Source organism: Aquibium carbonis (assembly GCF_003970795.1).
GTDB lineage: Bacteria > Pseudomonadota > Alphaproteobacteria > Rhizobiales > Rhizobiaceae > Aquibium > Aquibium carbonis.
The window spans coordinates 85,545-110,083 of the sequence record NZ_RWKW01000034.1 but is presented as its reverse complement, the minus strand read 5'-3'; the positions used below and the strand labels follow the sequence as shown (position 1 = coordinate 110,083).

The 24,539-nt window shown below is 62.8% G+C and carries 24 protein-coding genes; 4 read left to right on the top strand and 20 right to left on the bottom strand.

What is annotated here, in order from left to right; translation table 11 throughout:
• The first annotated feature begins 299 nt into the window (after positions 1–299).
• A complete protein-coding gene (locus EJC49_RS10150) occupies positions 300–1,589 on the top strand; it encodes an integrase arm-type DNA-binding domain-containing protein (protein ID WP_126699806.1) in 1,290 nt (429 codons plus the stop codon).
• An 80-nt stretch (positions 1,590–1,669) separates the two neighbouring features.
• On the opposite strand, the gene EJC49_RS10145 is transcribed toward EJC49_RS10150, so the two are convergent.
• The 16 genes from EJC49_RS10145 to lspA form a co-directional block, all read right to left on the bottom strand.
• Positions 1,670–2,377: a Fis family transcriptional regulator gene (locus EJC49_RS10145; RefSeq protein WP_126699805.1), complete on the bottom strand. Its 708-nt coding sequence runs from the start codon at positions 2,375–2,377 to the stop codon at positions 1,670–1,672.
• Positions 2,374–5,475 (bottom strand): HsdM family class I SAM-dependent methyltransferase, encoded by a 3,102-nt coding sequence (locus EJC49_RS10140; RefSeq protein ID WP_126699815.1) that lies wholly within the window; start codon positions 5,473–5,475, stop codon positions 2,374–2,376. Before EJC49_RS10140 ends, EJC49_RS10145 begins: the two co-directional genes overlap by 4 nt.
• A 94-nt stretch (positions 5,476–5,569) precedes the next feature.
• Positions 5,570–6,067, bottom strand: a complete 498-nt coding sequence (locus EJC49_RS10135) for a hypothetical protein (protein ID WP_210211784.1) — start codon at positions 6,065–6,067, stop codon at positions 5,570–5,572.
• Positions 6,068–6,244: 177 nt separating this feature from the next.
• On the bottom strand, positions 6,245–6,493 hold the full coding sequence (locus tag EJC49_RS10130; RefSeq protein ID WP_126699804.1) for a DUF2274 domain-containing protein: 249 nt from the start codon (positions 6,491–6,493) through the stop codon (positions 6,245–6,247).
• Positions 6,490–7,710 (bottom strand): TraB/TrbI/VirB10 family type IV secretion system protein, encoded by a 1,221-nt coding sequence (locus EJC49_RS10125; RefSeq protein WP_126699803.1) that lies wholly within the window; start codon positions 7,708–7,710, stop codon positions 6,490–6,492. The genes EJC49_RS10130 and EJC49_RS10125 overlap by 4 nt, the downstream gene beginning before the upstream one ends.
• Positions 7,707–8,747, bottom strand: a complete 1,041-nt coding sequence (trbG, locus tag EJC49_RS10120) for a P-type conjugative transfer protein TrbG (protein ID WP_126699802.1) — start codon at positions 8,745–8,747, stop codon at positions 7,707–7,709. Before trbG ends, EJC49_RS10125 begins: the two co-directional genes overlap by 4 nt.
• Complete coding sequence (gene trbF, locus EJC49_RS10115) at positions 8,744–9,433, bottom strand: conjugal transfer protein TrbF (RefSeq protein WP_126699801.1); 690 nt, start codon at positions 9,431–9,433, stop codon at positions 8,744–8,746. Before trbF ends, trbG begins: the two co-directional genes overlap by 4 nt.
• Positions 9,430–10,803, bottom strand: coding sequence for a P-type conjugative transfer protein TrbL (trbL, locus tag EJC49_RS10110; protein WP_126699800.1), 1,374 nt, complete (start codon positions 10,801–10,803; stop codon positions 9,430–9,432). Before trbL ends, trbF begins: the two co-directional genes overlap by 4 nt.
• Positions 10,800–11,219: a putative entry exclusion protein TrbK-alt gene (gene trbK-alt, locus EJC49_RS10105; RefSeq protein WP_126699799.1), complete on the bottom strand. Its 420-nt coding sequence runs from the start codon at positions 11,217–11,219 to the stop codon at positions 10,800–10,802. Before trbK-alt ends, trbL begins: the two co-directional genes overlap by 4 nt.
• Positions 11,220–11,232: 13 nt before the next feature.
• Positions 11,233–12,003, bottom strand: a complete 771-nt coding sequence (gene trbJ, locus EJC49_RS10100) for a P-type conjugative transfer protein TrbJ (RefSeq protein ID WP_126699798.1) — start codon at positions 12,001–12,003, stop codon at positions 11,233–11,235.
• 2 nt (positions 12,004–12,005) lie between these two features.
• Positions 12,006–14,561: a conjugal transfer protein TrbE gene (trbE, locus tag EJC49_RS10095; RefSeq protein ID WP_126699797.1), complete on the bottom strand. Its 2,556-nt coding sequence runs from the start codon at positions 14,559–14,561 to the stop codon at positions 12,006–12,008.
• A gap of 7 nt (positions 14,562–14,568) precedes the next feature.
• Positions 14,569–14,835, bottom strand: a complete 267-nt coding sequence (locus tag EJC49_RS10090; protein ID WP_126699796.1) for a VirB3 family type IV secretion system protein — start codon at positions 14,833–14,835, stop codon at positions 14,569–14,571.
• Positions 14,835–15,119, bottom strand: coding sequence for a TrbC/VirB2 family type IV secretion system protein (locus EJC49_RS10085; protein WP_280960022.1), 285 nt, complete (start codon positions 15,117–15,119; stop codon positions 14,835–14,837). Before EJC49_RS10085 ends, EJC49_RS10090 begins: the two co-directional genes overlap by 1 nt.
• Positions 15,120–15,163: 44 nt before the next feature.
• Complete coding sequence (trbB, locus tag EJC49_RS10080) at positions 15,164–16,168, bottom strand: P-type conjugative transfer ATPase TrbB (protein WP_126699794.1); 1,005 nt, start codon at positions 16,166–16,168, stop codon at positions 15,164–15,166.
• A gap of 190 nt (positions 16,169–16,358) precedes the next feature.
• Complete coding sequence (locus EJC49_RS10075) at positions 16,359–17,246, bottom strand: LysR family transcriptional regulator (protein ID WP_126699793.1); 888 nt, start codon at positions 17,244–17,246, stop codon at positions 16,359–16,361.
• A 184-nt stretch (positions 17,247–17,430) separates the two neighbouring features.
• Positions 17,431–17,916 carry a signal peptidase II gene (lspA, locus tag EJC49_RS10070; RefSeq protein WP_126699792.1) on the bottom strand — a complete coding sequence of 162 codons (486 nt, stop codon included), beginning with the start codon at positions 17,914–17,916 and terminating at the stop codon, positions 17,431–17,433.
• A 207-nt stretch (positions 17,917–18,123) separates the two neighbouring features.
• Between lspA and EJC49_RS10065 the strand changes: the two genes are divergently transcribed.
• On the top strand, positions 18,124–18,723 hold the full coding sequence (locus EJC49_RS10065; RefSeq protein WP_126699791.1) for a transglutaminase-like cysteine peptidase: 600 nt from the start codon (positions 18,124–18,126) through the stop codon (positions 18,721–18,723).
• A 125-nt stretch (positions 18,724–18,848) separates the two neighbouring features.
• Here EJC49_RS10065 and EJC49_RS10060 read toward each other — a convergent pair whose 3' ends face one another.
• The gene (locus tag EJC49_RS10060) at positions 18,849–19,577 is read right to left on the bottom strand and encodes a cytochrome c biogenesis CcdA family protein (protein ID WP_245453343.1); all 729 of its coding nucleotides are present in this window, start codon (positions 19,575–19,577) and stop codon (positions 18,849–18,851) included.
• A gap of 207 nt (positions 19,578–19,784) precedes the next feature.
• Between EJC49_RS10060 and EJC49_RS10055 the strand changes: the two genes are divergently transcribed.
• A complete protein-coding gene (locus tag EJC49_RS10055; protein ID WP_126699790.1) occupies positions 19,785–20,924 on the top strand; it encodes a cell wall hydrolase in 1,140 nt (379 codons plus the stop codon).
• A 35-nt stretch (positions 20,925–20,959) separates the two neighbouring features.
• Positions 20,960–21,700: a DsbA family protein gene (locus EJC49_RS10050; RefSeq protein WP_126699789.1), complete on the top strand. Its 741-nt coding sequence runs from the start codon at positions 20,960–20,962 to the stop codon at positions 21,698–21,700.
• Between the two features lie 286 nt (positions 21,701–21,986).
• On the opposite strand, the gene EJC49_RS10040 is transcribed toward EJC49_RS10050, so the two are convergent.
• The 3 genes from EJC49_RS10040 to EJC49_RS10030 are packed head-to-tail and all read right to left on the bottom strand — an operon-like array spanning position 21,987 to position 24,532.
• Complete coding sequence (locus tag EJC49_RS10040) at positions 21,987–23,054, bottom strand: flavin-containing monooxygenase (protein WP_126699788.1); 1,068 nt, start codon at positions 23,052–23,054, stop codon at positions 21,987–21,989.
• Positions 23,054–23,620: a L,D-transpeptidase gene (locus tag EJC49_RS10035; RefSeq protein ID WP_126699787.1), complete on the bottom strand. Its 567-nt coding sequence runs from the start codon at positions 23,618–23,620 to the stop codon at positions 23,054–23,056. Before EJC49_RS10035 ends, EJC49_RS10040 begins: the two co-directional genes overlap by 1 nt.
• A 36-nt stretch (positions 23,621–23,656) precedes the next feature.
• On the bottom strand, positions 23,657–24,532 hold the full coding sequence (locus EJC49_RS10030; protein WP_126699786.1) for a peptidylprolyl isomerase: 876 nt from the start codon (positions 24,530–24,532) through the stop codon (positions 23,657–23,659).
• Positions 24,533–24,539 lie beyond the last annotated feature (7 nt).

The following is a 24,539-nucleotide window of genomic DNA, read 5'->3' as shown; positions in this document are numbered from 1 at the left end:
GGCACGAGGTTGTCACCCATGTCTTAGGTACAAACTGTCACCCATGTCTCCGAGTCGTACAAAGAGTTGAATGGCGCGCCCGAAAGGATTCGAACCTCTGACCCCCAGATTCGTAGTATGTACGCAGCCATATTGGCATGCACTATCGCCTACGTCACCATACTTTTTGCCTTGACGTAATATACTGATTTTGCTAATATTTTTCGTATACGGTCGTGCTTTGGCGTAGTTTCACCGCGATGACTCTCGCCGAGTACTTCCCCAGACTAAACCCAGACTAAAAATTGGGAGGCCCGAAAATGGCCGACAACCGGCAGCTTCTCACCGACAAGGCGATCGCACGCTTGCCCTATGCAACCGACAAGCAATACAAGGTCCGCGACACCGAGCTTCCCGGCTTCTTCGTGCTCGTCGGAAAGAAGAAGAAGACCTTCATGGCGCAAGCGGAGTTCTGGCGCGATGGCGTCCGGGAGTTCGCCGCGCAGGTGAAGCTCGGCGAGTGCGGGGACGTGACGACGCGCGAGGCTCGCAGCAAGGCAAAGGTGGAGATCGGTTCCATCGCACGCGGCGAGCGGCCGGGAGAGGAGCAGAAGATCAAGCCGGGCGCGGTCACGCTGCGCAAGGCATGGGAGCGGTATCGGGACGGGCACATGATCCGCAAGGGCCGCGATGCGCGCACGATCGAGAACTACCGCGACCATATGGAGCGGCTGTTTGAGGATTGGCTGGACAAGCCGCTCGCCAGGCTCGGCCGCCAGCCGAAGCTCGTCGCCGAGCGGCATGACAAGATCAGCGCGGAGAACGGTCCCTACATCGCCAATGGCGCGATGCGGAGCCTGCGGGCGGTCTACAACCACGCACGAAAGACCAATCCCGACCTGCCGCCGGTCAACCCGGTGACGGCGATCGACTGGAACACCGAGCGGCGGCGCGATACCGGCATGGGCACCAGCGACATGGCGCCGTGGTTCGCGCAGCTGACCGCGCTCACCAATCCGATCCGCCGCGAGTTCCACCTGATGACGCTGCTGAGCGGCTCGCGGCCGACGGCGCTGAAGAATGTGCGGATCGAGCACATCGACTTCCGCAGCCGGCTTCTGCACGTCCCCAAGCCGAAGGGCGGCGTGAAGAAGGCGTTCGACATTCCCCTGTCGCGGCCGATGATCCGCTGCATCTTGCGGGCGATGCGCGCCGGCCGCATCCTCTATCCCGACCAGGCCGAGTTCTGGCTGTTCCCGGCCGACAGCGACAGCGGGCATCTGATCGAGCACAAGGAAGAGCGGGACGTTCTGTCGAAGTGGGGCAACGACCTACGCCAGAGCTACCGCACGCTGGCGCAGGCGGCCGTTGTGTCAGAACTGGACATCCATCTCCTGATGAACCATTCGCTGCCCGGCGTGAATGCGGGCTACATCACGCGCGATAGCCTGCTGCGCGATCATCTGCGCAAGCAGCAGGAGCGTATATCCAATGTCATCATCGACAGCGCCAAGGGCAAGGCCGATGGACCGGATGTGGGATGGCTCCATCAGGCAAAGGTGGCGCCCCTGCCGGTACCGCCCGAGCAAGAGCTGAAGGCCGCCGCCTGAGCAGTCGACGATTGCGTCGAGGATTGCAGGCAAGATCGGCCAAAGGACCGGCCAAATCCGGCATCCATAACTGCTCGGCGTTAGCAGCCGGCCTTCTTCTTTGTGTCGGCCGGATAGCCGAACGGCAGAAAGAAGTGCGACACCCGGATATGACCATGTGTGGGCGCGAGGGCTGTATCACGCTCGTGCTCGGTATCGAAGTCCGCGCCTGCAAACAGCAGCGATGGCCGATCGAAGGGCGAACCAGTGGCGTTGGGCCGTAGACGGAGAACCGTCGCCAGCGCCTTGTCACTCAGCGCCCTCCGGATCGGTGGAACAACCTCGGGTTCGGGGTCGAGCAGGACGCCGACCATCGCGGCGACGGCTTGGCGGCGGCTGTAGATACCTGTTACGAAGCGCGCGAGGCCGCGATCGCGCAAATAATGGTCTCGATGGCTCTTCTGTTTTCCGAGGCGCTTGAACTCGAACACCAGCTTCATATCCCGAGCTTGGTCGTTCCAGCCGTAGGCGATGTCTGTTCGGCGCTCTTCGAGCATCTCGCCAGTCTCGGGATCGATTTCCCCGATGATGTCTTCAGCCACCCACATGCCCAGCAGCCCGCGTTGCCGAGCCGTGTAGTTTTCGATGTAGACCTTGAGCCGCTTGGTGAGCGCCGGTTCCTTCGTCTTCGGATTGAAATTTGGACGAGGCCGGGCAGCAAGCTCGGACCAGGCTTGCCGGAGCGCCTCGACAGCTTCGGTGGCTGGTTGGATCGGGAAGGCAGCTAACCAATCGGAACTCGTCGTCACGCAGGCACCCCTTGTGTCCTGGGTGCCGCTCGGGACTGGACTGTCCTCACGATGTGTTCTGCGTCGCGTAATGCTTGGCGGACAGTCCAGCTTCGTTGCGTTAGCGGCCGAACCAAATAGAGGGAGCCATCGATCCACAGATGCGCATCAGGGACGAGCGTCAGCGAATCTCCGCTGGGGATTGCCCGAAGCCCTGAGGCGCGAAGTTGTCCCAAGGTCTGAAGAACCAAATCGTCGTTCACCTTGGTGTTGACGACAGGTCCCGCAGTCGGTTTTTCTGCATAGGTGATGCGCACGATGCCGGCCGGCCCGGCGCGGTTCGGATCGCTCGCAACCACATTGACGCTGAAGCGGCCTTTGCCGCCGGTTCGCGTTCGCCAGGAGGTCAGAGATTCGGCGAGGGCATGAGCATATGTGCTGAAGTCATTACCGTCCGCAGCCTGTTGGGCCGGTGTATCCAGGCTCTTGAAGCTTCTTGGCCGGATGGACGGCATAAGGATGGCGACCGTCTCCTCGACGAGGACTTTCTCTTCCGGGGTCAGCCCGAAATAACGGAACACCGCCTGGTCGAGGTCCGATCGAAGCTCGTTGTATCGTGTCGTCTGGCTAAGCTCGGGCAGGCCCGCAATTGTTGCGATGTGGCGCGCAACGGTTGCCAAAGCCTCCGCAGCGGCGTCCGAGTCCGGCGCGTCCTCTGGGACGAAGAAGGGGAACGCCTCAACATCCTTTAGGTGGACGCCGTTGCGTTCGCAAAGCATCTTCCAGCCTCGCATCATCAGGAAATAGCGAGCCAGTGTCGAACGTAGATAGACAGCGACAAACTGGAGGAGCGTAGCGTCCTCATCCTTCTTGCCAGCAATGACGCCGACACTGTGTGTGAACGTCGCAGATTTGTCGTAATAGACAGCGCGGATGTTCTGCTCCTCTTTCGAGAAGCCGTCCGGAAACAGGACGCGCGGGCCGTCGAATACCGCAAGCACAGCGTCATTCAAGCCAACGACCGTGTCCTCGTCTTCAGGCCATTTCTTTAGGAGGTCCCCGTGAAGGACTGGAGAGCCCGCGCTCAATGCGGCAATTGGCACGAAGGGCGTATCGCGCAGCGGCGCGGCACTCACCGCCTCGCGGCTCCTGTCGTGCAGATGGATGCCCTTGCGGTAGACCCATCGGCGAAACTCGCGGGGACCTTTCCAGAAGTCCGCGAAGGTTCCACGAGCCGAGAGTCGCGTCCACAGCGCGAGGTCGTTTGCATCACCCCACATCATCGTGACGAGGAGCTGCGGGTCTTCGGAGACAGAACGGGTCTGGAGGCGATGCTTGTCGGCCGACTGCATGGTGAGTCGTCCGAGCGCCAAGCTCATGTCCGCTTTCGGCACGCAATATTCGAATGTCTCGTCAAAAGGAATTTTGCCAGGCAGGCGTTCCGGCCGACGCTCTCCGAGAAAGACATGGCAGGTGTTTTCGGCGCTGGGGAACAGAAGACCCTGCAGGTCGCCGAAATTGATGAGACGCGATGGCCGGTAGTCCTCGAGGAGATACGAAACGAAATCGGAGCTCGATGGGCCAAGGAATTGCCCGATGGGCAGAATGAGGCAGATGCGCCCACCGTCGGCGAGGAAGTCACAGGCGCGAAGTGCGTAGGCGCCGGCGATCTGGCGCCGCACGAACGGAACTCCCGCGCGCTCCGCCCAGTCATCGGCCGACGTGCGCGTTTCCCCTTCCGGTTCGGCCCAGGGCGGATTGGAAATAATCAGAGAAAAACGCCTGCCATTGAAGGCATGCTCGTTTCGGAAGAAGTCCGCCCTGTCCTCACCGTGGACGAGGTTGGTGTCGTTGAGGGGAGGCAGCTTGGCGTTCTCTTTTTCCTGGGCCTCCATGATGTCGGCCGGATCGAGACCTTCCAGCAGCGAGAGATAGAGGCTGAAAGCGGTGACGCGGCAGGCCATGAAGTTGATGTCGCCGCCAAAAATGCGCTCCTTCAGAAGCTCTCCGCGTTCGCGGAAACCGAGCTTGCGCCGAGCGCCGGCTTCCGACAACGCAATGAGGCGGCGATAGGCGGTTGTCAGCAGGATTCCCGACCCGCACGCACCATCGAAGATCGTCTCGGCGAGCGGATCGGAAGAGCTTGCGAATGCCTGATCGACAGCAAGCATCGCGAGGTGACGAGGCGTATAATAAGCGCCTTCCTTCGCTTGCTGCTCGGGCGAAAGGAATGACTCGTACAAGCCGGACAGAAGCTCGACAGGGATAAAGCTGAAGTCATAGTTCCAGAAGTCACCCTGTCCCGTTCGCATGTCAGTACGGCGCAGGAACCGACTGAGCAGGTCGAAGCCATCACTGCTAAGGGCGGTCCAGGGATCATGCCGATCGTCGCCCAGGAAGTCGCCGTTGAAGTCGGACCGAAGCCGGTCGATCAGCGTGCGCATTCCGGCCCGATCGGTGCGTGCGATCAGGCCGTGCAGGTCTTGGACCCCTCGGCGTTGACGATAGGTAGAACCGACAATTTCCCGGTGTTCGAGGTAGGAAAGGAACAGCACCTGGCCCATGAGGAGTTCGGCCAAGCGCCTTGATTTCTTCTTGTCGGATATGCCGGCGAAACCCTCCTCCGACAGTGCCGCTACGACGGTGGAAAGATTGGCGAGAAGCTTGCGGTCGACCCGCGCCTTGACATCGAACCAGCTTGGCGTGCGACGCGAGAGATTGGCCGAGACCACATCCAAGGCAGAGAACGGCCCGTCTGCACGAGCCTCTTGCAGCGACAGATGTTCCCCCGCATCGCGGAGTCTGCGAGCGGGCAAAGCCACGGCGCGGTCGCCCTTCACCTCGATGACCACAGTGGCGAGATTCTGGTTCCAGATGCGCTTCCGGGCCTCGTCGAGGGCCTGCGACGTCAGCGGCTCGTCATCATCGCCGACGAAGACGACGGTCGGAACGCCTTCCACGTCGAACACCGCCTGAGCGCGTATCGCGCCATCGGGTTTCAGCAGAGTCCTGATCTCAAGCGCATATGGATGCGACTCAGGCACCGCCTCGTCACGGCGGTGCAACACGGCCGGCTCGGCCGCGTAGCCGAGCTTTTCCAGCCAGTCTTGTGTCGCCATTGTCGTCACTGACGCGATCCTGCCGCTTCGCCATCCAATGAGAACATATCGGGAACATATGGCAAGAGCCATTCTCTTGATGTGGCGGGCGCTTTCATGCCGAGCGCCTTTGCCGGGCTTGGGCCATCTCGCCTGTACCTGCGCCGTGTTTCGCGCCGTGAAGGTTCGGGAGGGAAAAAAGCTCAAGCTGGCTGCGACCTGAGAGGGTGTCCGCAAGAGCGAAGCCGTCGCGCAAAATCTCTAGGTGCGGGTCGAGCCGAACGAGAAGAATATCGTCTTGCGGGAGCGGCGAGCTATCTTCGGTGAGGGTCCACCCCTCGGCGCTGAGGGAGAGACGCTGCCCCCAAAGGCTAATGAACGACTTCCTGTGAAGCTCGCGACGGAGGCGGGCGAACGATGCCTTGTGGGCTTGCAGTTCAAGCTTGAACTGGTCGCGCAGAAGCGCCGCAATTCTCAGGATTAGCACCGTCTGCCAACTGAACTTGGCCGGAGAACCCTTTCCCTTTGGACGAACGTCAGCAGGCACCAGCGCCCGTCTGCTGGTCCATTCACGGAGCTTCTCCGTCGAAAGCCCGGTCAGTTGTGAGGCCACGGGGGTCGTAACGAAGCGCAGATCAACTCCTCCTTCAAGAACGGGTATAGCACCCGATCTTGCACAGAAAACGGGTATCATACCCTACCTGTCGGGTAAAGGAGCCAGCGGGATTTGAGGCTGTTTCGCGCCATTGCTTCGCTGCTCTTCGCGCGCGCTTGGCCGCCTGTAGGCGGTTCACACTTTCGCTCTCGACGAAGTTGAGATACCTGCTTGCCTCTCTTTCCGGAACCCCTTGTCGGTTGCCATGAAGCGCTGGAGCATTGGCGCGACAAGCTTGGCTGGATCGGCCGGTGCGGCGTCGCCGGAGGTCCGTGCAAGGATCTCCGCATAGGCGACGAGATCGCGATGGACGGCGGCCGGCAGCTCGACGGTGATCTTGACCGGCCGGTCGTCGGGAATGGCGGAGAGCTTCAGCTTCGTCATGATGGTTCCCTCGGCGCACCGTAGGGCTGCATCACAAGATCGCGCTGGACGACCACGCGGACGGGGAAGCCCGGCCGGACGGTGAGCGTCGGCTGGATGTTGAGCTGGCGGCGCACGATCTGCTGGCCGATGTCGGAGGCGCTGTCCTGGGCGCTTTCGCGGATGGCGCGAGCGATGTCGCTCTCGTCGCCGATGGCGAGTTGGGTGCCGACGCCGAGAAGGGTGGACAGCGCGGCCGCGCGGAAGAGTTGGCCCCAATGATAGTCGACCTGATCCTCAAGGCCGGAGAAGCCCTGCGGGTCGGTGCCTTGCAGGCGTTCCAGCACGATGGAGGTTCCGTCCGGCATGACGATGCGGTTCCAGACCAGCAGCACGCGGCGCTGCCCGAAGGCGACCTGACTGTCGTACTGGCCAATGAGACGCGCGCCCTGCGGGATCAGGAGATGCGATCCGGTCGGGCTGTCGTAGACGTGTTCCGTCACCTGTGCCGTGACCTGCCCCGGCAGATCGGAGCGAATGCCGGTGATGAGAGCGGCCGGGATCACAGCGCCGGCCTGCACGACATAGGGCGACGCCTTGTCCTGCACGCGGTCTGCGCTGACGGTGCGGCGGTCGGTCTCGGCGTTGACGAAGGCGAGCTTGCGGTCCTGCATGTTCTGCGCGGAGCCGGAATCGAGCGGCGGCGGCTCGGCCGGGAGGGTGAGCGCGCCCGTATCGAGGCCGGGAACGGTCGCGCCCGCGATCCGCTGGCCGGTGCGTTCGCCTCGGCTGTCGGTGAACAGCCTCGCGGTGCGGGCGGCCTCGATCTCTGCAAGGCGGCGCTGCTCCTCCGGATCGGCCTGCGGGGTCTGGATGGTCGGCGGCGCGACCGGCTGGCCGCGCTCCTGCGCGCGGCGGATCGGACGGCCGAGGTCGCCGGGCAGAGCCGGCCCCAGCTCCGGCACGTCGGGGCGCGGTAGGCCGGTATAGTCGCGGGGAAGGTTCTGCAAGCCGTCCGCCGTCGAGCGGTTCTCGGTGCTGTAGAGTTCGGACGGCTGCTGGCCGCCGCGCCGGTTCGTGTCGAGTGCCCAGACCAGCGCGCCGAGGACCGCGACCGCGCCGACGCCGCCAAGGCCGATCAGCACCTTCCGCGAGAGCCGCGTGACGCGCGGCGGCTCCGGCCGCAGGCGCAGCTCGGCGCGGATGTCGCCGCCGGGAGGGGTCTGGGCGTCGGTCATCGCCCTTCTCCCCTGGCGAAGATCGCCGGACGGCGCGCCGGCTGCCGGCCGTCCGTTCGCACGATGCGGACGCGGCGCTGCGCGTCCTTGTCGCCCATGCGCAGCTCGGCGGCCGCGAACAGCCGATCGACGACATAGTAGTTCTGGCGGGCGCGGTAGTTGACCAGCTCGGAATTGCCCGAGGAGCCGATGACGAACAGCGGCGGCATCTCGCCCTGGGCGATGCCGGACGGGAACTCGATATAGACCTTGGAGCCGTCGTCGAAGGCGCGCAGCGGCTTCCACGGCGCGCTGGCGCCTTCGATCGAATAGCGGAAGTTGAGCTTCGAGATGTCGACGCCGCTCGCGACGGGCTGGACCTGGGCGGCCCGCGCGTTCTGGCGGCGCAGGGCGATGAGCTGGTCCTGCGGATACTGCCACGACACGGACGCCATATAGGTCGAGGGCGTTGAGCGCAGCTCCATGTGATAGGTGCGCCGGTCGGTGTTGATGACGAGGTTGGTCTGAAGGTCCGGCCGCGTCGGCTTGACGAGGATGTGGACCTGCCGCCTGTCACCGGCCCCGCTCTCGGTGTCGCCGATGATCCAGCGCACGGTGTCGCCGGCGGCGACCGGGCCTGAGCCGACGAGCTGCTCTCCGGGCTGGAGCGCGATGTCCGTGACCTGGCCGGGTGCCGTGTAGACCTGATAGAGCGCGCCGGCGGACCAGGGATAGACCTGCACGGCGTTGATGAAGCCGTCGCGGACCGGCTGCATGCGGGCTGCCTCGTTCGCCTGGATGATGCGCTGGCGGGGATCGGCCGGCTCGGGCTTCGCCGCCGCGCCGTCGACCGGCTTCAGCTGGCCGGGCAGCGGCAACGGCTTCGGGGTCTCGACAATGCGGACCGGACCCGGCGGATCGGCAGTCAGCACGGCGGGCGCTGCGTCGTCATAGTCGATCTCCGGCGGGATGTATTTCCGGGCGCAGCCGGCGAGTGCCGCCGCCGACACCAGCACGACCAGCGGTAGCGAAGTCCTTGTCCTGTAGGCCCCCTTCATGATCCCATCTCCCTCGACCAGTTGATTGCGTTGACATAGACGCCGAGCGGGTTGGCCCGCAGGCGTTCGGCGGTGCGCGGCTGCTGGATCACCACGGTCAGGATAGCGGTCCAGCGCTCGGTGGCGGCAAGCTGGCCGTTCTCGTAGCGGCGCTCCGTCCAGGCGATGCGGAAGGAATCCGGCGAGGCACGGATAACGGACGAGATCTCGACGGCGACCTGCTGGCGGCCGACGCGCGTGAACGGGTCGTTCGATCTCGCATAGTCGTTGAGCGCGACCGCGCCGCGATCGGTGGTGTATTCGTAGGCGCGCAGCCAGTTCTGGCGCACGATGATCGGATCGGCCGGCAGGCTCCTGACCTGCTCGACGAAGCGGCCGAGATGCCATGCGATCTGCGGGTCGGTGGGCCGGTAGTCGGCGACGGCCGAGGCCACGGCCTGCGCCTCGCCGAAGCGGTCGATCTGCACCACCCAGGGCACGACGGTCCCGCGCGTCGACTGCCAGACGAGCGCGGCGGCAAAGCCGCCGGCGAGCAGCAGAGAGCCGAAGGCCATCAGGCGCCAGTTCTTCGCCTGCGCGCGGGCCGAGCCGAGCCGCTCGTCCCAGACTTGTGCGGCCTTCTGGTAGGGGGTTTCGGGTTCGGGCGTGCGCGCGTAGCGCACGGTCGGTCTTTTGAAGGGGTTCATCCGCGGTCGTCCTGATTGAGAGAGACATTCATGGAGCCGCCGCCGGAATCGCCGGAGCGGACGGCATGGGCGGCGGCGGTGGCGCCGTGGCTCATGGTCTGGCCGCGCTTCATGCGTGCGGCCCATGCAGGCTGTCCGGAGGGCGCGGCGGATGCGGCGGTGCTGCCGGCCCCGGCGGCCGCCATGCCTGCGACTTGCGACTGGCCGCCGGTGGCGGTCCATGCTCCTGCCTGGCCGGAGCGGTAGCTGGAGCTAACCGACGCGGCCGCGCGCGACATGGCCTGGCGGACGGGCTGTGCAGCGGCCGATGCCCCGGCCTTGGCGACGCCGCTTAAGCCCGCGGCAACCGCGCCCGCGCCGGTCTGCCCGGACGTGGAGGCGGCGAGGCCATAGGCGGCCGAGGTGCTGCCTGCGATATTCGCGCCACCACGCGCAGCAGCCGCTGACATGCGGCCACCGGCTCCGACCGCTCCGACAGCGCCTCCCGCTGCGGAGCGCGAGCCCATGTAGCCCGCCGCTCCCATTCCGGCCACCGCGAGGCCGGTGCCGACCGCCGCGCCCGCGCCGAGCTGCGGAGCGCCGGAGACGAGGCCGGTGGCGATGCCGGGACCGAAGATCGACAGGCCCATCAGCGCCAGCGCCCCGAGCGCCAGCGACATGGCGTCGGTGACGGTCGGCTCGTCCGGGAAGCCGGAAGTGAACTCGCCGAACAGGCCGGAGCCGATGCCGACGATGACCGCCAGCACGAGGATCTTGACGCCGGAGGCGACGATGTTACCGAGAACCTTTTCTGCGAGGAAAGCGGTCTTGCCGAACAGCGCGAACGGGATCAGCACGAACCCGGCGAGCGTCGTCAGCTTGAACTCGATCAGCGTGACGAAGATCTGGACGGCGAGGACGAAGAAGGCGATCAGCACGATCGCCCAGGCCGTCATGAGCACGACGATCTGGATCAGGTTCTCGAAGAAAGACAGGTAGCCCATGAGATCGCCGGCCGCCTCGAGTATCGGGTTGCCGGCGTCGATGCCGACCTGGGCGACGCGGCCGGGCTGGAGAAGCTCGGCACCGGAGAGCGACGATCCGCCGGCCTGAAGGCCGAGACCGGAAAAGCTCTCGAAGACGATGCCGGCGAGCCAGTTGAAGTTGCCGATGATGAAGGCGAAGAAGCCGATATAGAGGGTCTTCTTCACGAGCCGCTGCAGCACGTCCTCGTCGGCGCCCCAGGCCCAGAACAGGCCGGCGAGCGTGATGTCTATGACGATCAGCGTGGTGGTGAGGAACGCGATCTCGCCGCCGAGCAGGCCGAAACCAGAGTCGATGTAGCTGGTGAAAACGCTGAGGAAGCGGTCGATGACGCCGACATCGTTCATGGTAATGGCGCCTCGTCACTCTCGGTGTCGGTCGGCGTCGCCGGGCCGGGCTTCTCCGTATCGTCCGCCGTGGAAGGATCGGCGGGCGGCGTGACGGAAGGCGCCGAGCCGCCGAAGCGCTCCGGCTTCGGATCGGCAGGCCGCCTCGGCTCGCGGGTCTGGAAAAAGCGCCGGCGATGCTCGGCCCATACCTTCTTGCAGGCTGCATCGTCGGCGGCCGCCATGCCGAGGTCGCGGCAGTGGACCAGCTCGGCATTGCCAAAGGGGGCAAGGACAGGCTCGCCGCCCGGATCACGGAGGCGAGTGGCGGGCGCGGTATCCTCCGAGCCTGCCTCGCGCAGCGCAGCGACGGCAGCAATCATGACTGCGCCGAAGGCGAGGACGGCGATCATCCGGGCGGCGATCTTCAGGTCCATCGCGCGCGTGTCCTCAGTCGTTGAACATGCGAACGGTGGACGGGCTGTAGTCGCGGCCGGACATGAAGCGGCCGAACTGCTCGCGGGCCTGTTCCTGCGCGGCCGCGCGACGGGACTGCTCCAGCGCCTCGGCGCGTCCCTGCGCGGCGAGCATGGCGGTGAGGTCGGCGATCTGGCTCGCCTGCACGGCGAGCAACTCGTTGCCGGCCTGTGTCGCCTGAAGGATGCCGACCGCCGACTGGCTGGCGCCGACCAGCGAACGGGTCTGCGCCTGCGTTCCGTCGATATTGCCCACGGCCGTCGCGCCGGCCTTCAGCGAATGCTCATAGGCCGAAAGCGACTGCTGCCAGCGCTCGCGGGCGGCGGCGACAAGCTGCTCCGCGGTCTTGTCGCCGACGAAGTCGCGATAGGTCGAGGCGAACTGACTCTCGATGTCCTGCACGCTGTAGGCGAGCCGCTCGGCCTCGCCGAGCAGGCTCTTCATCTCGGAGAAGTTGCCTTCGATCTCGGAGATCATGGAGGTCGGCAGGCTGGTCAGGTTCCGCGCCTGGTTGAGCAACATTTGCGCTTCGTTGGCGAGCGACGTCACCTGATTGTTGATCTGCTCCAGCGCGCGGGCGGCCGAGAGCAAATTCTGGCTGTAGTTGGTCGGATCGTAGACGATGCGGCCGCCGAAGAACTGCGCGTGGGCCGGCACGGGGACGCCGACGAGGACCGGCGGGACGATCGACAGCGCGAGCGCGCCGGCTGCAACAGCGTGGCGAAGGCGGATATGTCGGGGCATGGTCAAATCTCCTCTTCGGATGACGGATGGTCGGGATCGGAATCGGGCGCCGGGGCGGATTTGTCGGACGCACCGGCGGCGGCCGCCGCGCCGGGCATCCCCGGCACATCGGCGGGCGCGGACTGGTCGATGACATTCGTGAGGTCGGGAACGAGATCGGCCGCCCAGGCGAGGCCGTTGGCGTGAAGCCAGGCTTCGAGGAAGTAAGGCCGCGAACCGTCCCGCAGCAACTCGTCGATCAGTGCATGCGCGGGTTTGTCGGACGACGCGCATAGCGCCAACGCGATGTGGCCCAGGCCAAGCTCGAACAGGCGGTTGCCACGCCGGGACTGGCAGTAGTAGTCGCGCTTCGGCGTAGCGCGGGCGACGATCTCGATCTGGCGGTCGTTGAGGCCGAACTGTCGGTAGACGGCCGCGATCTGCGGCTCGATGGCGCGCTCGTTGGCGAGAAAGATGCGGGTCGGGCAGCTCTCGACCAGCACCGGCGCGATGGGCGACGCCTCGATGTCGGCCAGAGACTGCGAGGAGAACACGACGCTGACATTCTTCTTGCGCAGCGTCTTCAGCCATTCCTTGATCTTGTCGGCGAAGCCGCCATCGTCGAGCGCGCGCCACCCTTCGTCGATGATGAGAAGGCTTGGCCGTCCGTCGAAGCGGGCCTCGATCCGGTGGAAAAGGTAGGAGAGCACGGCAGGCGCGGCTCTCGTGCCCACCAGCCCCTCGGTCTCGAACGCCTGAACATCAGCCGAGCCGAGATGTTCGTGCTCGGCGTCAAGCAGGCGGCCGTGAGCGCCGCCGATGCAATAGGGTCGCAACGCCTGCTTCAAGGCCGAAGACTGCAACAGCACCGTGAGGCCGGTGATGGTGCGCTCCTCGACCGGAGCGGAGGCAAGCGAGGTCAGCGCGGTCCAGAGATGCTCCTTCACCTCCGGCGTGATGGTCACGCCCTCGCGCGCGAGGATGTCGACCAGCCAGTCGGCCGCCCATGCCCGTTCCGGCGTGTGCTGGATGTGGGCGAGCGGCTGGAGCGAGACCGAGGACGAGACGGCGTCGTCGGAGAACGAACCGCCCAGATCCTGCCAGTCGCCGTCCATCGCCAGTGTGGCGGCGCGGATCGAGCCGCCGAAATCGAAGACGAAGACTTGGGCTTCGGGATAGCGGCGGAACTGGAGCGCCATCAGCGCCAGCAGCACGCTCTTGCCCGCGCCGGTCGGGCCGACCAGCATGAGATGGCCGACGTCTCCGACATGGAGCGCGAAGCGGAACGGGGTCGCACCTTCGGTCCTGGCGTAGAACAGAGGCGGCGCGTCGAGATGCTCGTCCTTCGCCGGACCGGCCCACACCGCGGAAAGCGGAATCATATGGGCGAGATTCAGCGTAGAGATCGGCGGCTGGCGGACGTTGGCATAGAGCTGTCCTGGGAGGGAGCCGAGCCAGGCTTCGATCGCGTTGACGCCCTCGACGATGCAGGTAAAGTCGCGGGACTGGATCACCTTCTCGACCAGCCGCAGCTTCTCGTCGGCGATGCTCGCGTCGGCATCCCAGACCGTCACCGTGGCGGTGACGTATGCCTCGCCGACCTGATCGGAGCCGAGATCCTGAAGCGCTGCGTCGGCGTCGGCCGCCTTGTTGGCCGCGTCGGTGTCCATCAGCACCGACGCCTCGTTGGTTATCACCTCCTTGACGATCGCTGCAATCGACTTGCGCTTGGCGAACCATTGCCGCCTGATCTTCGTGACCAGCCGCGTGGCGTCGGTCTTGTCGAGCATGATCGCGCGTGTCGACCAGCGGTAGAGGAAGGCAAGCCGGTTGAGGTCGTCGAGGATTCCAGGAAACGTCGAGGTCGGGAATCCGATAATCGTCAGCGTGCGCAGATGGAAATCGCCGAGGCGCGGCTCCAGCCCGCCGGCGAGCGGCTGATCTGCGAGCAGAGCATCGAGATACATCGGGGTTTCCGGCACGCGCACGCGATGGCGCGACACCGAGATCGTCGAATGCAGGTATGTCAGCGTCTCGCCGTCATCGAGCCATTCGGCCTCCGGCACGAAGCCCTCGACCAGATTGAGCACGCGGTCGGTGCGATCGACGAAGCCCTTCAGCAGTTCCCACGGATCGACGCCGGAGCGCTCGCGGCCTTCGTAGAGCCAGCTTTCCATGCGCGAGGCTTCCTCGGCTGGCGGAAGCCAGACGAAGGTGAGGAAGTAGCTAGACTCGAACAGCACGCCGCTGTCCTCGAACTGCTCGCGGCGCTCCACGTCGACCAGCCCGGATGCCGAGTCCGAAAAGTGGCTCTCGGGATAGTCGGTGGCGGGATTGCGCTGCGCCTCGACAAAGATCGCCCAGCCGGAGCCGAGCCGACGCAGCGCGTTGTTGAGGCGCGCGGTGGTGCCGACCAGCTCGGCCGGCGTGGCGCTGTCGAGGTCCGGCCCGCGAAAGCGGGCCGTGCGCTGGAACGAGCCGTCCTTGTTGAGCACGACGCCGGGCGCGACGAGTGCCGCCCAGGGCAGGAAGTCTGCGAGGTTGGCGGAACGCTTGCGGTATTCGGAGAGATTGAGCATGACGACCTCACACGCCGAGATGGGTCGGGTAGCGGAGATGCCGGCGCACCACATCGACGAACAGCGGGTCGCGCTTCGCCGCCCAGACGGCGGCGAAATGGCCGATCGCCCAGATGGCGAGGCCGGCGAGCCAGAGCCGCAGGCCAAGGCCGACCGCGCCGGCCAGCGTGCCGTTGAGAATCGCGACGGCGCGGGGCGCGCCGCCGAGCAGGATCGGCTCGGTCAGCGCGCGATGCACCGGCGCGAAGAAGCCGCGAACGTCCTCGTCCTGCATCAGACCAGCGCTCCGCCGCCGAAGGAGAAGAAGCTGAGGAAGAAGGAGCTGGCGGCGAAGGCGATCGACAGGCCGAAGACGATCTGGATCAGCTTGCGGAAGCCGCCGCCGGTATCGCCGAATGCCAGGGTGAGGCCGGTGACGATGATGATGATGACGGCGACGATCTTGGCGACCGGCCCCTCGATGGATTCGAGGATCTGCTGCAACGGCTCCTCCCAGGGCATCGAGGAACCAGCAGCATGAGCCGGCATCGCCGTCACCATGACGACGGAAGCCAGCATTGCGGTGCGGGAAAGCCGGTCGCGGGCGTGGCGGACAGGCAGGGTCATTCTTCTTCTCCTTTCGAGAGAGGTTGGGGATCGGTTTCGAGCTTGGCGTTAAGCGTGCGGTAGTCGCCGGTGGCGGGATCGAGCCCGTCGACAAGGGCGATCTCGGCAAGGCGGCGGACGGAGCCGCGTCCGGAGAGGACGGCGATGATGTCGATCGTCTCGGCGATCAACGCGCGCGGGACCGTAACCACGGCCTCCTGCACGAGCTGCTCCAGACGCCGGAGCGCGCCGATCGCTGTGTTGGCGTGAATGGTACCCATGCCACCGGGATGGCCGGTGCCCCATGCCTTCAAAAGATCAAGGGCCTCGGCGCCGCGCACCTCGCCGATCGGGATGCGGTCGGGTCGAAGCCGGAGCGAGGATTTCACCAGATCGGACAGCGAGGCCACGCCGTCCTTGGTGCGCAGGGCGACGAGATTGGGCGCCGCGCATTGCAGCTCACGCGTATCCTCGATCAGCACCACGCGATCGGAGGTCTTGGCGACTTCCGCCAGCAGCGCGTTGGTCAGCGTAGTCTTACCGGTCGAGGTGCCGCCGGCGACAAGGATGTTCTTCCGCCTTTCGACGGCGAGCCGCAGCACCTCGGCCTGGGTGTCGGTCATGATGCCGGCGGCGACGTAATCGGCGAGTGTGAATACGGCGACGGCCGGCTTGCGGATGGTGAAGGCGGGTGCAGCGACGACTGGGGGAAGCAGGCCCTCGAAGCGCTCGCCGGTCTCCGGCAGCTCGGCCGAGACGCGCGGGTTGCCGGGATGAACCTCGGCGCCGACATGGTGCGCGACGAGCCGGACGATACGCTCGCCGTCGGCCGGGATCAGCACGTCACCGGTCGCGACGAGACCCTCCCGCAGCCGATCGACCCAGATGCGGCCGTCCGGGTTCAGCATCACCTCGACGATGGATGGATCTTCGAGATAGCGGGCGATGGCCGGACCGAGCGCGGTGCGCAGCATGCGCGCCCCACGCGACAGACCTTCATTCTCGTGACGATTTGCCGGCATCCCGTCCCCGCTTCCGGCCATCCGCGAGACGGGCGGGTGGCAACGGGGACAATCAAGAAAGGCACAGATCGCGTGCCGGCAACAAGATTATTCGGCATTTCGTAGCCGCTCGTAGTGGAGCGAAAAAATACTTGAAATCTTCGGCGGCCGATCGGCCCCCTATTGTGCCCTTTCTATCGCCAAAACCGAATCAGCCCCTTTGCTCCACGGCGTCGAGAAAAGTCTGCAGCGTCGGATTCGTGTTCTCCGGCCTCCAGCATGCAATATAGCCGAGGCGTGTCGCGCCGTTTCCGTCATGCAGCGGGCGGAACGCCACGCCAAGGCTGGTGAGGCCAACCGCGGATTGGCATTGCAGCGCGATGCCCTGACCGCTTCCAACTTCCAAAAGGATGCTTTCGCGACTCAGGTGCCGCATAACAATCTCGGGATGGTCCGACGGCGCTGCAAGGTGGCGGAGCAGGATATTGCGGATATCAGGGCCGGGATCGTGATGGCTTATCAGGAAGCGCTCGCCCTTGAGTTCGGGCCAATAGACGACCGATTTCTCAGCAAGATGATGGCCCTCCGGAAGCGCGACGACAAGAAGCTCCGTCCAGAGCGCCAAGGAATTGAGGCTCTCGCATTTGCCCGCATCGCCAAGGATGACGGCAATGTCGATCGTGCCGGCAAGCACACCAGCCGTCAGCTCGATGAACGGCGACTCGATCAGCTCCACTTCTATCTTGGGATATCGCTGGCGGAAACTGCGCAATGCGGCGCGCAGTCCCCCGGAAGAAAGCGACTTGTAAAAGCCCACAACGATGCGGCCAAGCTCTCCCTCACTGCGGGCCTTTGCGCGTTCTGCCAGCCGCTCGACATCTTCGACTATGCGACGGCACGATATTACGAACTCCTCGCCAGCCAGCGTCAGCCGTGCACCGGCAGTAGAACGGTCGAACAGTTGCGTGCCCAACTCATCCTCCACCTCCTTGATGCGTTTGCTGACGATTGGCTGTCTAACATTTAGTTCATGAGCTGCTGCGCTGAAGCTACCGTTGCGCGCGCTGGCAATGATGTAGCGAAGATGGCGCAGTTCCAACGATTCCTCCTTTTAAAACATCCTCCCATCTGTCTTTCGCTCCTTCGTCTGGCAGGACAAGCATTCCGCTTTGGGAGCCTTAGGGCTCGTAACACCTCAAGCCCCTTGAGATTCAAGCCTCAAGGCTCAGAACTCGCTCGAAATGCTCGGAAGCAGCGCATTCGAGGCCCCGGTGTCAGGCCATTCAGGTTCGAGTTTGGAGAAACGATGCGAAGATCAGCAACAGGGCGCCAGACACAACGGCCACATCAGCGATATTGAAGGCAGGCCAGTGCCATGAGCCGATATGGAAATCTATGAAGTCTGTGACGCGGCCCCTCTCGATTCGATCGTATATGTTTCCGGCGGCACCTCCCGCCAACAACCCAAGTGCTGCGGTCTCAACGCGGTGCGTGGCTAAAATCATCCAGATTAGCATTGTCAGTGCAATCGCAGATGATAGATATATTAGTAGAAAAGGCCTCTGTCGAAAGGTCTCAGAAAATAATCCGAAGCTGATTCCCTCATTGTAACCCAGTGTTATGTTGAGGAAGTTCGTGATGTATATGACCCGAGGCGGTTGCATGATGATCTCGACAATCAGTGTCTTAGTAATTTGATCGAGCGAGAATGCGGCGAGCACGCAGAGCGCACCTAGCACAATGCGAGCGCTGCGGGAGTTTTGCTTCATGGAAAGTATTCCTCAGGTCAAAGAACGTTGATCCTCCTCCCTCTAGTGGGGTGAGCTTCAAGGCCTCGGTTTGCTCGTACTGTGAAATTTTGTGCGGCCGAAAGCTCACGACCACACGGAAGTGTTGCGGCCTTGCAATAGACCGCGAGCGAAGGAGTTGTTAGGGTTTCGGTAACAAGTGTTAACAGGGCGCGTTCGGGGGACCACATGCTGAAGCGTTTGCTGAACCTTTTTGCGGTCATTTCGACGGTTGCCATGTCGGGATTTGCGGCGCAGGCACACCCTTCAACGATGGTCACAGGCAGTTTGACGTCTCAACCGATTGGCCATTACGAATTCTGCAAACGAAAGCCGGCTGAGTGTTCAGTCCGTTCGCGTGATCTGACGCCGTTGAATATGTCGGATGCACTTGTGCAGCGACTGGAAGAACTCACCGTATCCATTAACAAGGCCGTGAAACCCAAGAGCGATCAAGAACTGTACGGTCAGGCGGAGTATTGGACCTATCCGGTTGATGCCGGTGATTGTGAAGATTATGTGCTGGCCAAGCGCCGGACACTCATGAAGGATGGAGTTTCGGCATCAAATCTGTTGCTGACGGTTCTGCGTCGACCAAATGGCGAGGGTCACGCGGTTCTCACCGTTCGCACCGATCTCGGCGATGTTATCCTGGACAATCTCACGGACCGTGTTCTGAATTGGGATGAAACTGGATACATCTATCTCAAACGGCAAGCGACCAATCATACCGGGCGCTGGGTGTCTATACGAGAAGGAGATGCGCCGTTGGTTGGATCGCTTCATTAGCGCAAGTTCACGGAACGCAAGCATCGCTTGCGCGATCCGATGTCGTTCGCCGAGCGTCGACGCAGCAGAAGCGCAGCCAGCCTAGACATATTGCCGGCTCAGACGGTGTCGGATTGGCGTCGAGTTCAACCGATGTAGCCAAGTCCGGGGAAGCGTTCCAGCAACCAGAATGCGATCAGCGTCAGGCGTCCTGTCATCATCAGCAGGCCCATGGCAATCATCACGCAGCCCGCGACCATGTTGAGGATATGCCCGGCATATCGGGCGCGCTTTAGATATGCAGCGATGCTACCGAACGCGAGCGCTACTGCAAGGAAGGGGATTCCCAGGCCAAGCCCATAGGCGGCCAGCAGAATTGTCCCGCTTCCCGCCGACACTGCAGTCACAGTTAGGATCGAGCCCAAAACCGGACCAATGCACGGCGTCCAACCGAAGGCAAATGCCAGCCCCAAGGTATATGCACCTGCTGGACCGGCTACGACCTGTGGTCCCGCCATGCGAAAATCCCGCATGAGAAGAGGCAAACGAAACACGCCTGTCATTATCAGGCCGAAGCCAATCAGCAATGCTCCGCCCAATATGTTCGCCTCGAAGCTATAACGTAGGAGGATTCCTCCGAGTACTTGAGCACCGAGCCCAAGGAGCACGAAAATTGTTGTAAACCCGGCAATGAAGAACATTGCCGACCAGACGATACGAACGCGGTCGGCAAGGCGTGTTGACGCGGGATCGACGCCACTGGATACGAAAGAGAGATAGCCTGGCACCAAAGGCAGCACGCACGGCGATATGAAAGATACGGCGCCCGCCACCATTGCGGTCAAGAGTCCGATTGCCGATACGTCGATCACTATTCTGGTTCCCGCTTCGCGAGTCGAGTTGGTGAAGTAGCGTCATTGGAGCTTGCTCATACCCGCCGCACCAACTGGAGGTTCAATGGCCGATCGCACCATTGCACCGTGTCATTTCGACGCGTTACTGGGGTATGCCATTAACGCTCCATCAAGGTTAACAATTCATTCTGATTCCTTGTGAGGTTCCCTTAAAGAGGTCGGATTTTGATGGCGAAACTGAAGTCCGGTGGACACAACCCATCCACCTCTCATCGAGGAAAAGTGCTGGCGCTGCTCTGTGCTTGCTGGTTCAGTTTCGGCTTCGCTTCGCCCATTGCTGTTCAAGATATTGTCTCGGATTCCATAGTCGCGGCTACAGCCGAAGAATGGACCATGCAGCCGAAAGGCGCAGATGCGTGTTCCCATTTACAAGAACTCCGGTTGGCGCTCAGCACCGCTTCAGATGGTTTGGGGACTATCTCTGCGGGTAAGCGCTCTGCGCTTCGAGCTAGCGTGGAGCACAGTGCAGGGCGACAGCGCGTAGTCGCTGAAGACAAAGGTTCTAGGCTCGTGAGGCGTGTGGCGCTTAGCGGATCGAGGTTCGCCGACGATGGACCCGAACTTGCGGCTTGGCTTTTTGCGTCACAATCCGACGCTCCCAACTCTCTGGCGGGGTTTACGGTAGGTTCAGATCCTGAAATTCTCTCCGCGGTTTCAACATTCCACCGCCCGGAGGATGATCGTTTGGTGGGCGTGCCAGCCATTCTCGCGGATTTGGTCAACAACAACGGCGCCGATATTCTCGCCACCGCTTATGTCCCGGATGATCCCTTACATGCCATGAAGGCGCCATTCGATGCGCTGCTAGGTTCCGCAGAAAGTTCCGGTCGATTTGTGCCCCCGACGGTTGAAGGCGATCATCCGTGGATGAGGGAACCGCTGCCGGCAAGTGTTTTTTCCACCGCGCAGCAGGAGTGTTTGGCAACCGCGATCTATTTTGAGGCTCGGGGTGAAAAAGTCGAAGGGCAGGCAGCCGTTGCGCAGGTAATCCTGAACCGCGTGAGAAATCCAGCGTATCCGGAAAGCGTATGCGGCGTCGTCTATCAGAACCAGGATTGGCTCAACAAATGCCAGTTCTCATTTGCCTGCGACGGAATTCCCGACATCGTTGCAGATCGCCGCGCGTTTGAGATCGCCAAGGATGTGGCAATGGCAGTCAGTGGCGGAAAAATTTTCCTGTCGGAGGTAGCTTCGTCAACGCACTACAATGCCACCTATGTTAGCCCGGTGTGGGCGCGTTCAATGGAGCGGATGACCCAGATTGGGTCGCATATTTTCTATCGCACGTTCGGCGGTGGCTGGAGCTAGATTTTCTCAATCCATGTAGCCAAAGGGGCGAAACATTGTCCAACTCCCAGATCGTGCGCTTCGGCTGCTTCAGTATCGGGCTGTTGCTGGCGTCGTCGACCGCTCTCGCTCAGTCGGTCGATCGCAATGAAGTCGAGAAGATCGTCCGTGAATACATCTTGCAGAATCCCGAAATTATCGGGGATGCGCTGACTGAACTCCAAAATCGGTCTGAAGCGGCACAGGCCGAAGCCAGGACTGCAGTTGTTGCGGCTGAGACAGACGCGTTGCTTCGGTCCGACAACGATGTATTCCTGGGCAATCCGGATGGGGACGTCACCCTCGTCGAGTTCTTCGACTTCAATTGCGGGTACTGCAAACGTGCAGCTCCCGATGTCAAAGCCCTCGTCGCTGAAGATGCGGGCCTCCGTGTCGTTCTGAAGGACTTTCCGATACTAGGACCCGCGTCGGTTGAAGCTGCGAAAGTTGCCCTTTCCGTGAAGCGATTGGAAGGAGAGTCGGCTGCTCAGGAATTTCACACACGGCTGATTGGCGTGCAGGGACAGATCAATGCCGGTCGTGCCTTAGCGCTAGCAGAGGAAATGGGACTGGATCGGAAGCGGATCGAGGAAGAGATGAGGTCTGGGGAGATCGAGGCCATCATCTCTTCGAATCTCTCACTTGCGCAGCGGCTTGGCCTCACCGGCACGCCATCCTTCATTGTCGGAGATCAGGTCATCATGGGGGCGGTTGGGAAGGAGCCCTTGCAGGATGCGATTGAGAAGACCCGTAAGTGAGTTCCTCGGTCCCGATCAAATCGGAAATTGGGCTGTAGATAGCGCCCGGAAGCGCGGAAGCGATTTCTGCGTAGGAAAGACCCGAAAAGCTTGAGATGACCGCCGCGAGCAGGAAGCTCAGCCAAAACGCCATAGCCGGCAGCCCCGGCAGCAGGCGCGATCACGGAATAGATACCTGCCCCGATGATCGTGCCCACGCCATAGAGGGACAACCGGACAAGGCCCAAAAGACTTTGTCAGCCCTTTGATTTTTCATTCCCAACAGCCACTCGGGGGCTCCGTTCCGTTATCTAGCCGCCGCTTCTTGTCTGTGCCCGAGTAGTTGGGCAACGATCTGCTCGGCATCCGGTCCCGCGCCCATGATCAGCGCCGAAGCGCGGTTGCGCTGCCAAGGCCGTCCGACAAAGTAGAGCCCCTTCATGGGTGAGACCCCTTCCCTATGGAGGAACATTCCATTCTGATCAGTCGCTTCGGGCACCTTTAGCCATGAGCTGTCGTCCCGATAGCCAACCGCCCAGATAACGGTGCGGATGTTCGCCGAACTTCCATCTGCAAAACGCGCCTCATTGCCGGACGCATCCACGAGCCGGGGAACAATGCGTATGCCCCGTTTCTCCAGGCTCGCGTTGCCGTTAGCCCGATCCGGAAACGCATCTGCACGTTTCAGCCGCCGGCCGATCCATGAATCGGCCGGCGCTCTCAGCGCTCCGGTGAGGTCCAGCCACCACCAGATCGACTTCCCCAAAAGTCGTTCGGGGAACAGTTTGCGCGGCTTGCCCGCCGCCAGAATGACGGGTTGCAGCTTCCGGCATTCGATGGCGATATCGCGGCCGCTGGCGCCGTCTCCGACGATCAGAACAGGGCCGTCCGGCAGTTGTTGGGGGTTACGGTAGGTCGCACTGGTGAGCTGCAACACCGCGTTTCCAAACCGACCGACGAGGTCGGGAACGATTGGAACCTGAAACCCGCCGGTCGCCACGATCACATCGCATGCCTCAATCGTCTGACCATTCTGGAAGGTGGCTTCAAAGGCGCCACCATCAATCTGAACCAAGCGGGCGACGGCATGCCCAAGCCGGACGGGAAGCCCGAAGCGTCCAGCGTAGGTTTCCAGATAAGCGGCAAACTCGTCGCGGTCGGGATAGAGTTCACGATTGCCGATGAATTCGAGCCCCGGAAGCGAACTGAACTGGCGCGGGGTGAACAGGGTCAGCGCGTCGTATCGAGCGCGCCAGTTGTCCCCAATGCGGCGCCCGGCATCGACGATGACAAAAGTCACGCCGGCCTTCTGAAGGTGATAACCGGCAGCGAGTCCTGCCTGTCCAGCTCCGATGACCAGAACAGGCTGTAGCATCAGCCCGCCACCACGACCTGCGCTCCGACGGGCACACGTTCATAAAGATCCTCGACATGCTCATTCACCATGCGGATGCAGCCGTTGGAAACGGCCTTTCCGATCGTCCAGGGCTCAGTGGTGCCGTGGATCCGGTAAAGAGTGTCGCGGCCCTCGCGATAGAGATAAAGTGCTCGCGACCCGAGAGGATTGCCCGGTCCGCCGGGCACCCCTTTCGCGTATCTGGCATATTTTTTGGGATCGCGCCGGATCATGTTGTCGGTTGGGCGCCAACTCGGCCATTTGGCCTTGCGTCCGACGACCGCGGAGCCGGAAAAGGCCAAGCCGGCTCGCCCGACGCCTATGCCGTAACGTCTCGCCAGACCCTGACCCTCCATTAGGTAGAGAAAGCGGTCGTGCGGTGTGACGACGATTGTGCCGGACGGCTGGTCATAGGCTACGCCGACGATTTGCGGCAGGAAACGCGAATCCAACTCGAACGGCTTCGGGGCTTTTGCCGCGACAGAGAACCGGGATGATGACAGGAGTGTCAGCATCCCCAGACCGAAAGACCTGCGATCGATCATGGCGACACCTCGCTGGTGCCGCGAAGGTTGAGCCGCCTAGTGATCATGCCCGTCCTCCGTCTGGGGTGGCGACACATCAGGGACGAGCTTTTCGATTTCGGCGCTAGAGCGAATTTCCGAGATGATCCTCTGCTCCTCGGCAGCTTCCAAAGCTTGCCGAATTTGGGGTGCTATGGTCTCGAAGGGCGGAGCCGGTCTGTTGCGCTCTTCCTCAAGCATGACGACATGGAAGCCGAAGGCGCTGGCGACAGGTTCCTGCGTGAATTCGCCCGGTTTCAGGGCGGCGGCTGCCGCGTCGACCTCCGGCAGGGTTTGTCCCTCCGCTACGAAGCCCAGGTCGCCTCCGTTGGCTTTCGAGACGTCGTCGGTCGAGCGCTCTGCGGCCAATTCCGCGAACGAGCGGCCTGCTTTGAGTGCCTCGATGACGTCCTTCGCCTCGTTTTCGTTTTGAAGAAGAATGTGCCGAAGTCTGCGCTCTCGAACGACGGGAATCCTACCTGCCTGCTCGTCATAAGCTGCCCTTACTGCTGCGTCGGTCACCGCAGAGGCGACCCGCTGCTCGAGGAAGACCGAACGCAACGTCTGTGCCTCGAAGAACGCCATCTGCCGTTTATATGCATCCTGGTCTGTGGCGCCCGCTGCTCGGGCGGCATCGGAGATGATCCGCAGTTCGATCAGGGCATCGACGAGAACAGAGCGCTTTGCATCCTCGGGCATCTGGCCCAGTTGCTGCGCGTACATCTCTTCGGCGAGGGCAAGGTCTGCTGCCGTGATCTCGTTGCCGTTGACACGGGCAAGGACCTCGCTGTCCTGACTGTAGGCCAACGGTGCGAGCGTCAAAATCGTGGTTGCTACGGTCGCAAGAGCCAGCAGCCGAACGGTGAGTTTGGTTTTGAAGTTGTGTGCGCCCATGGCAGCC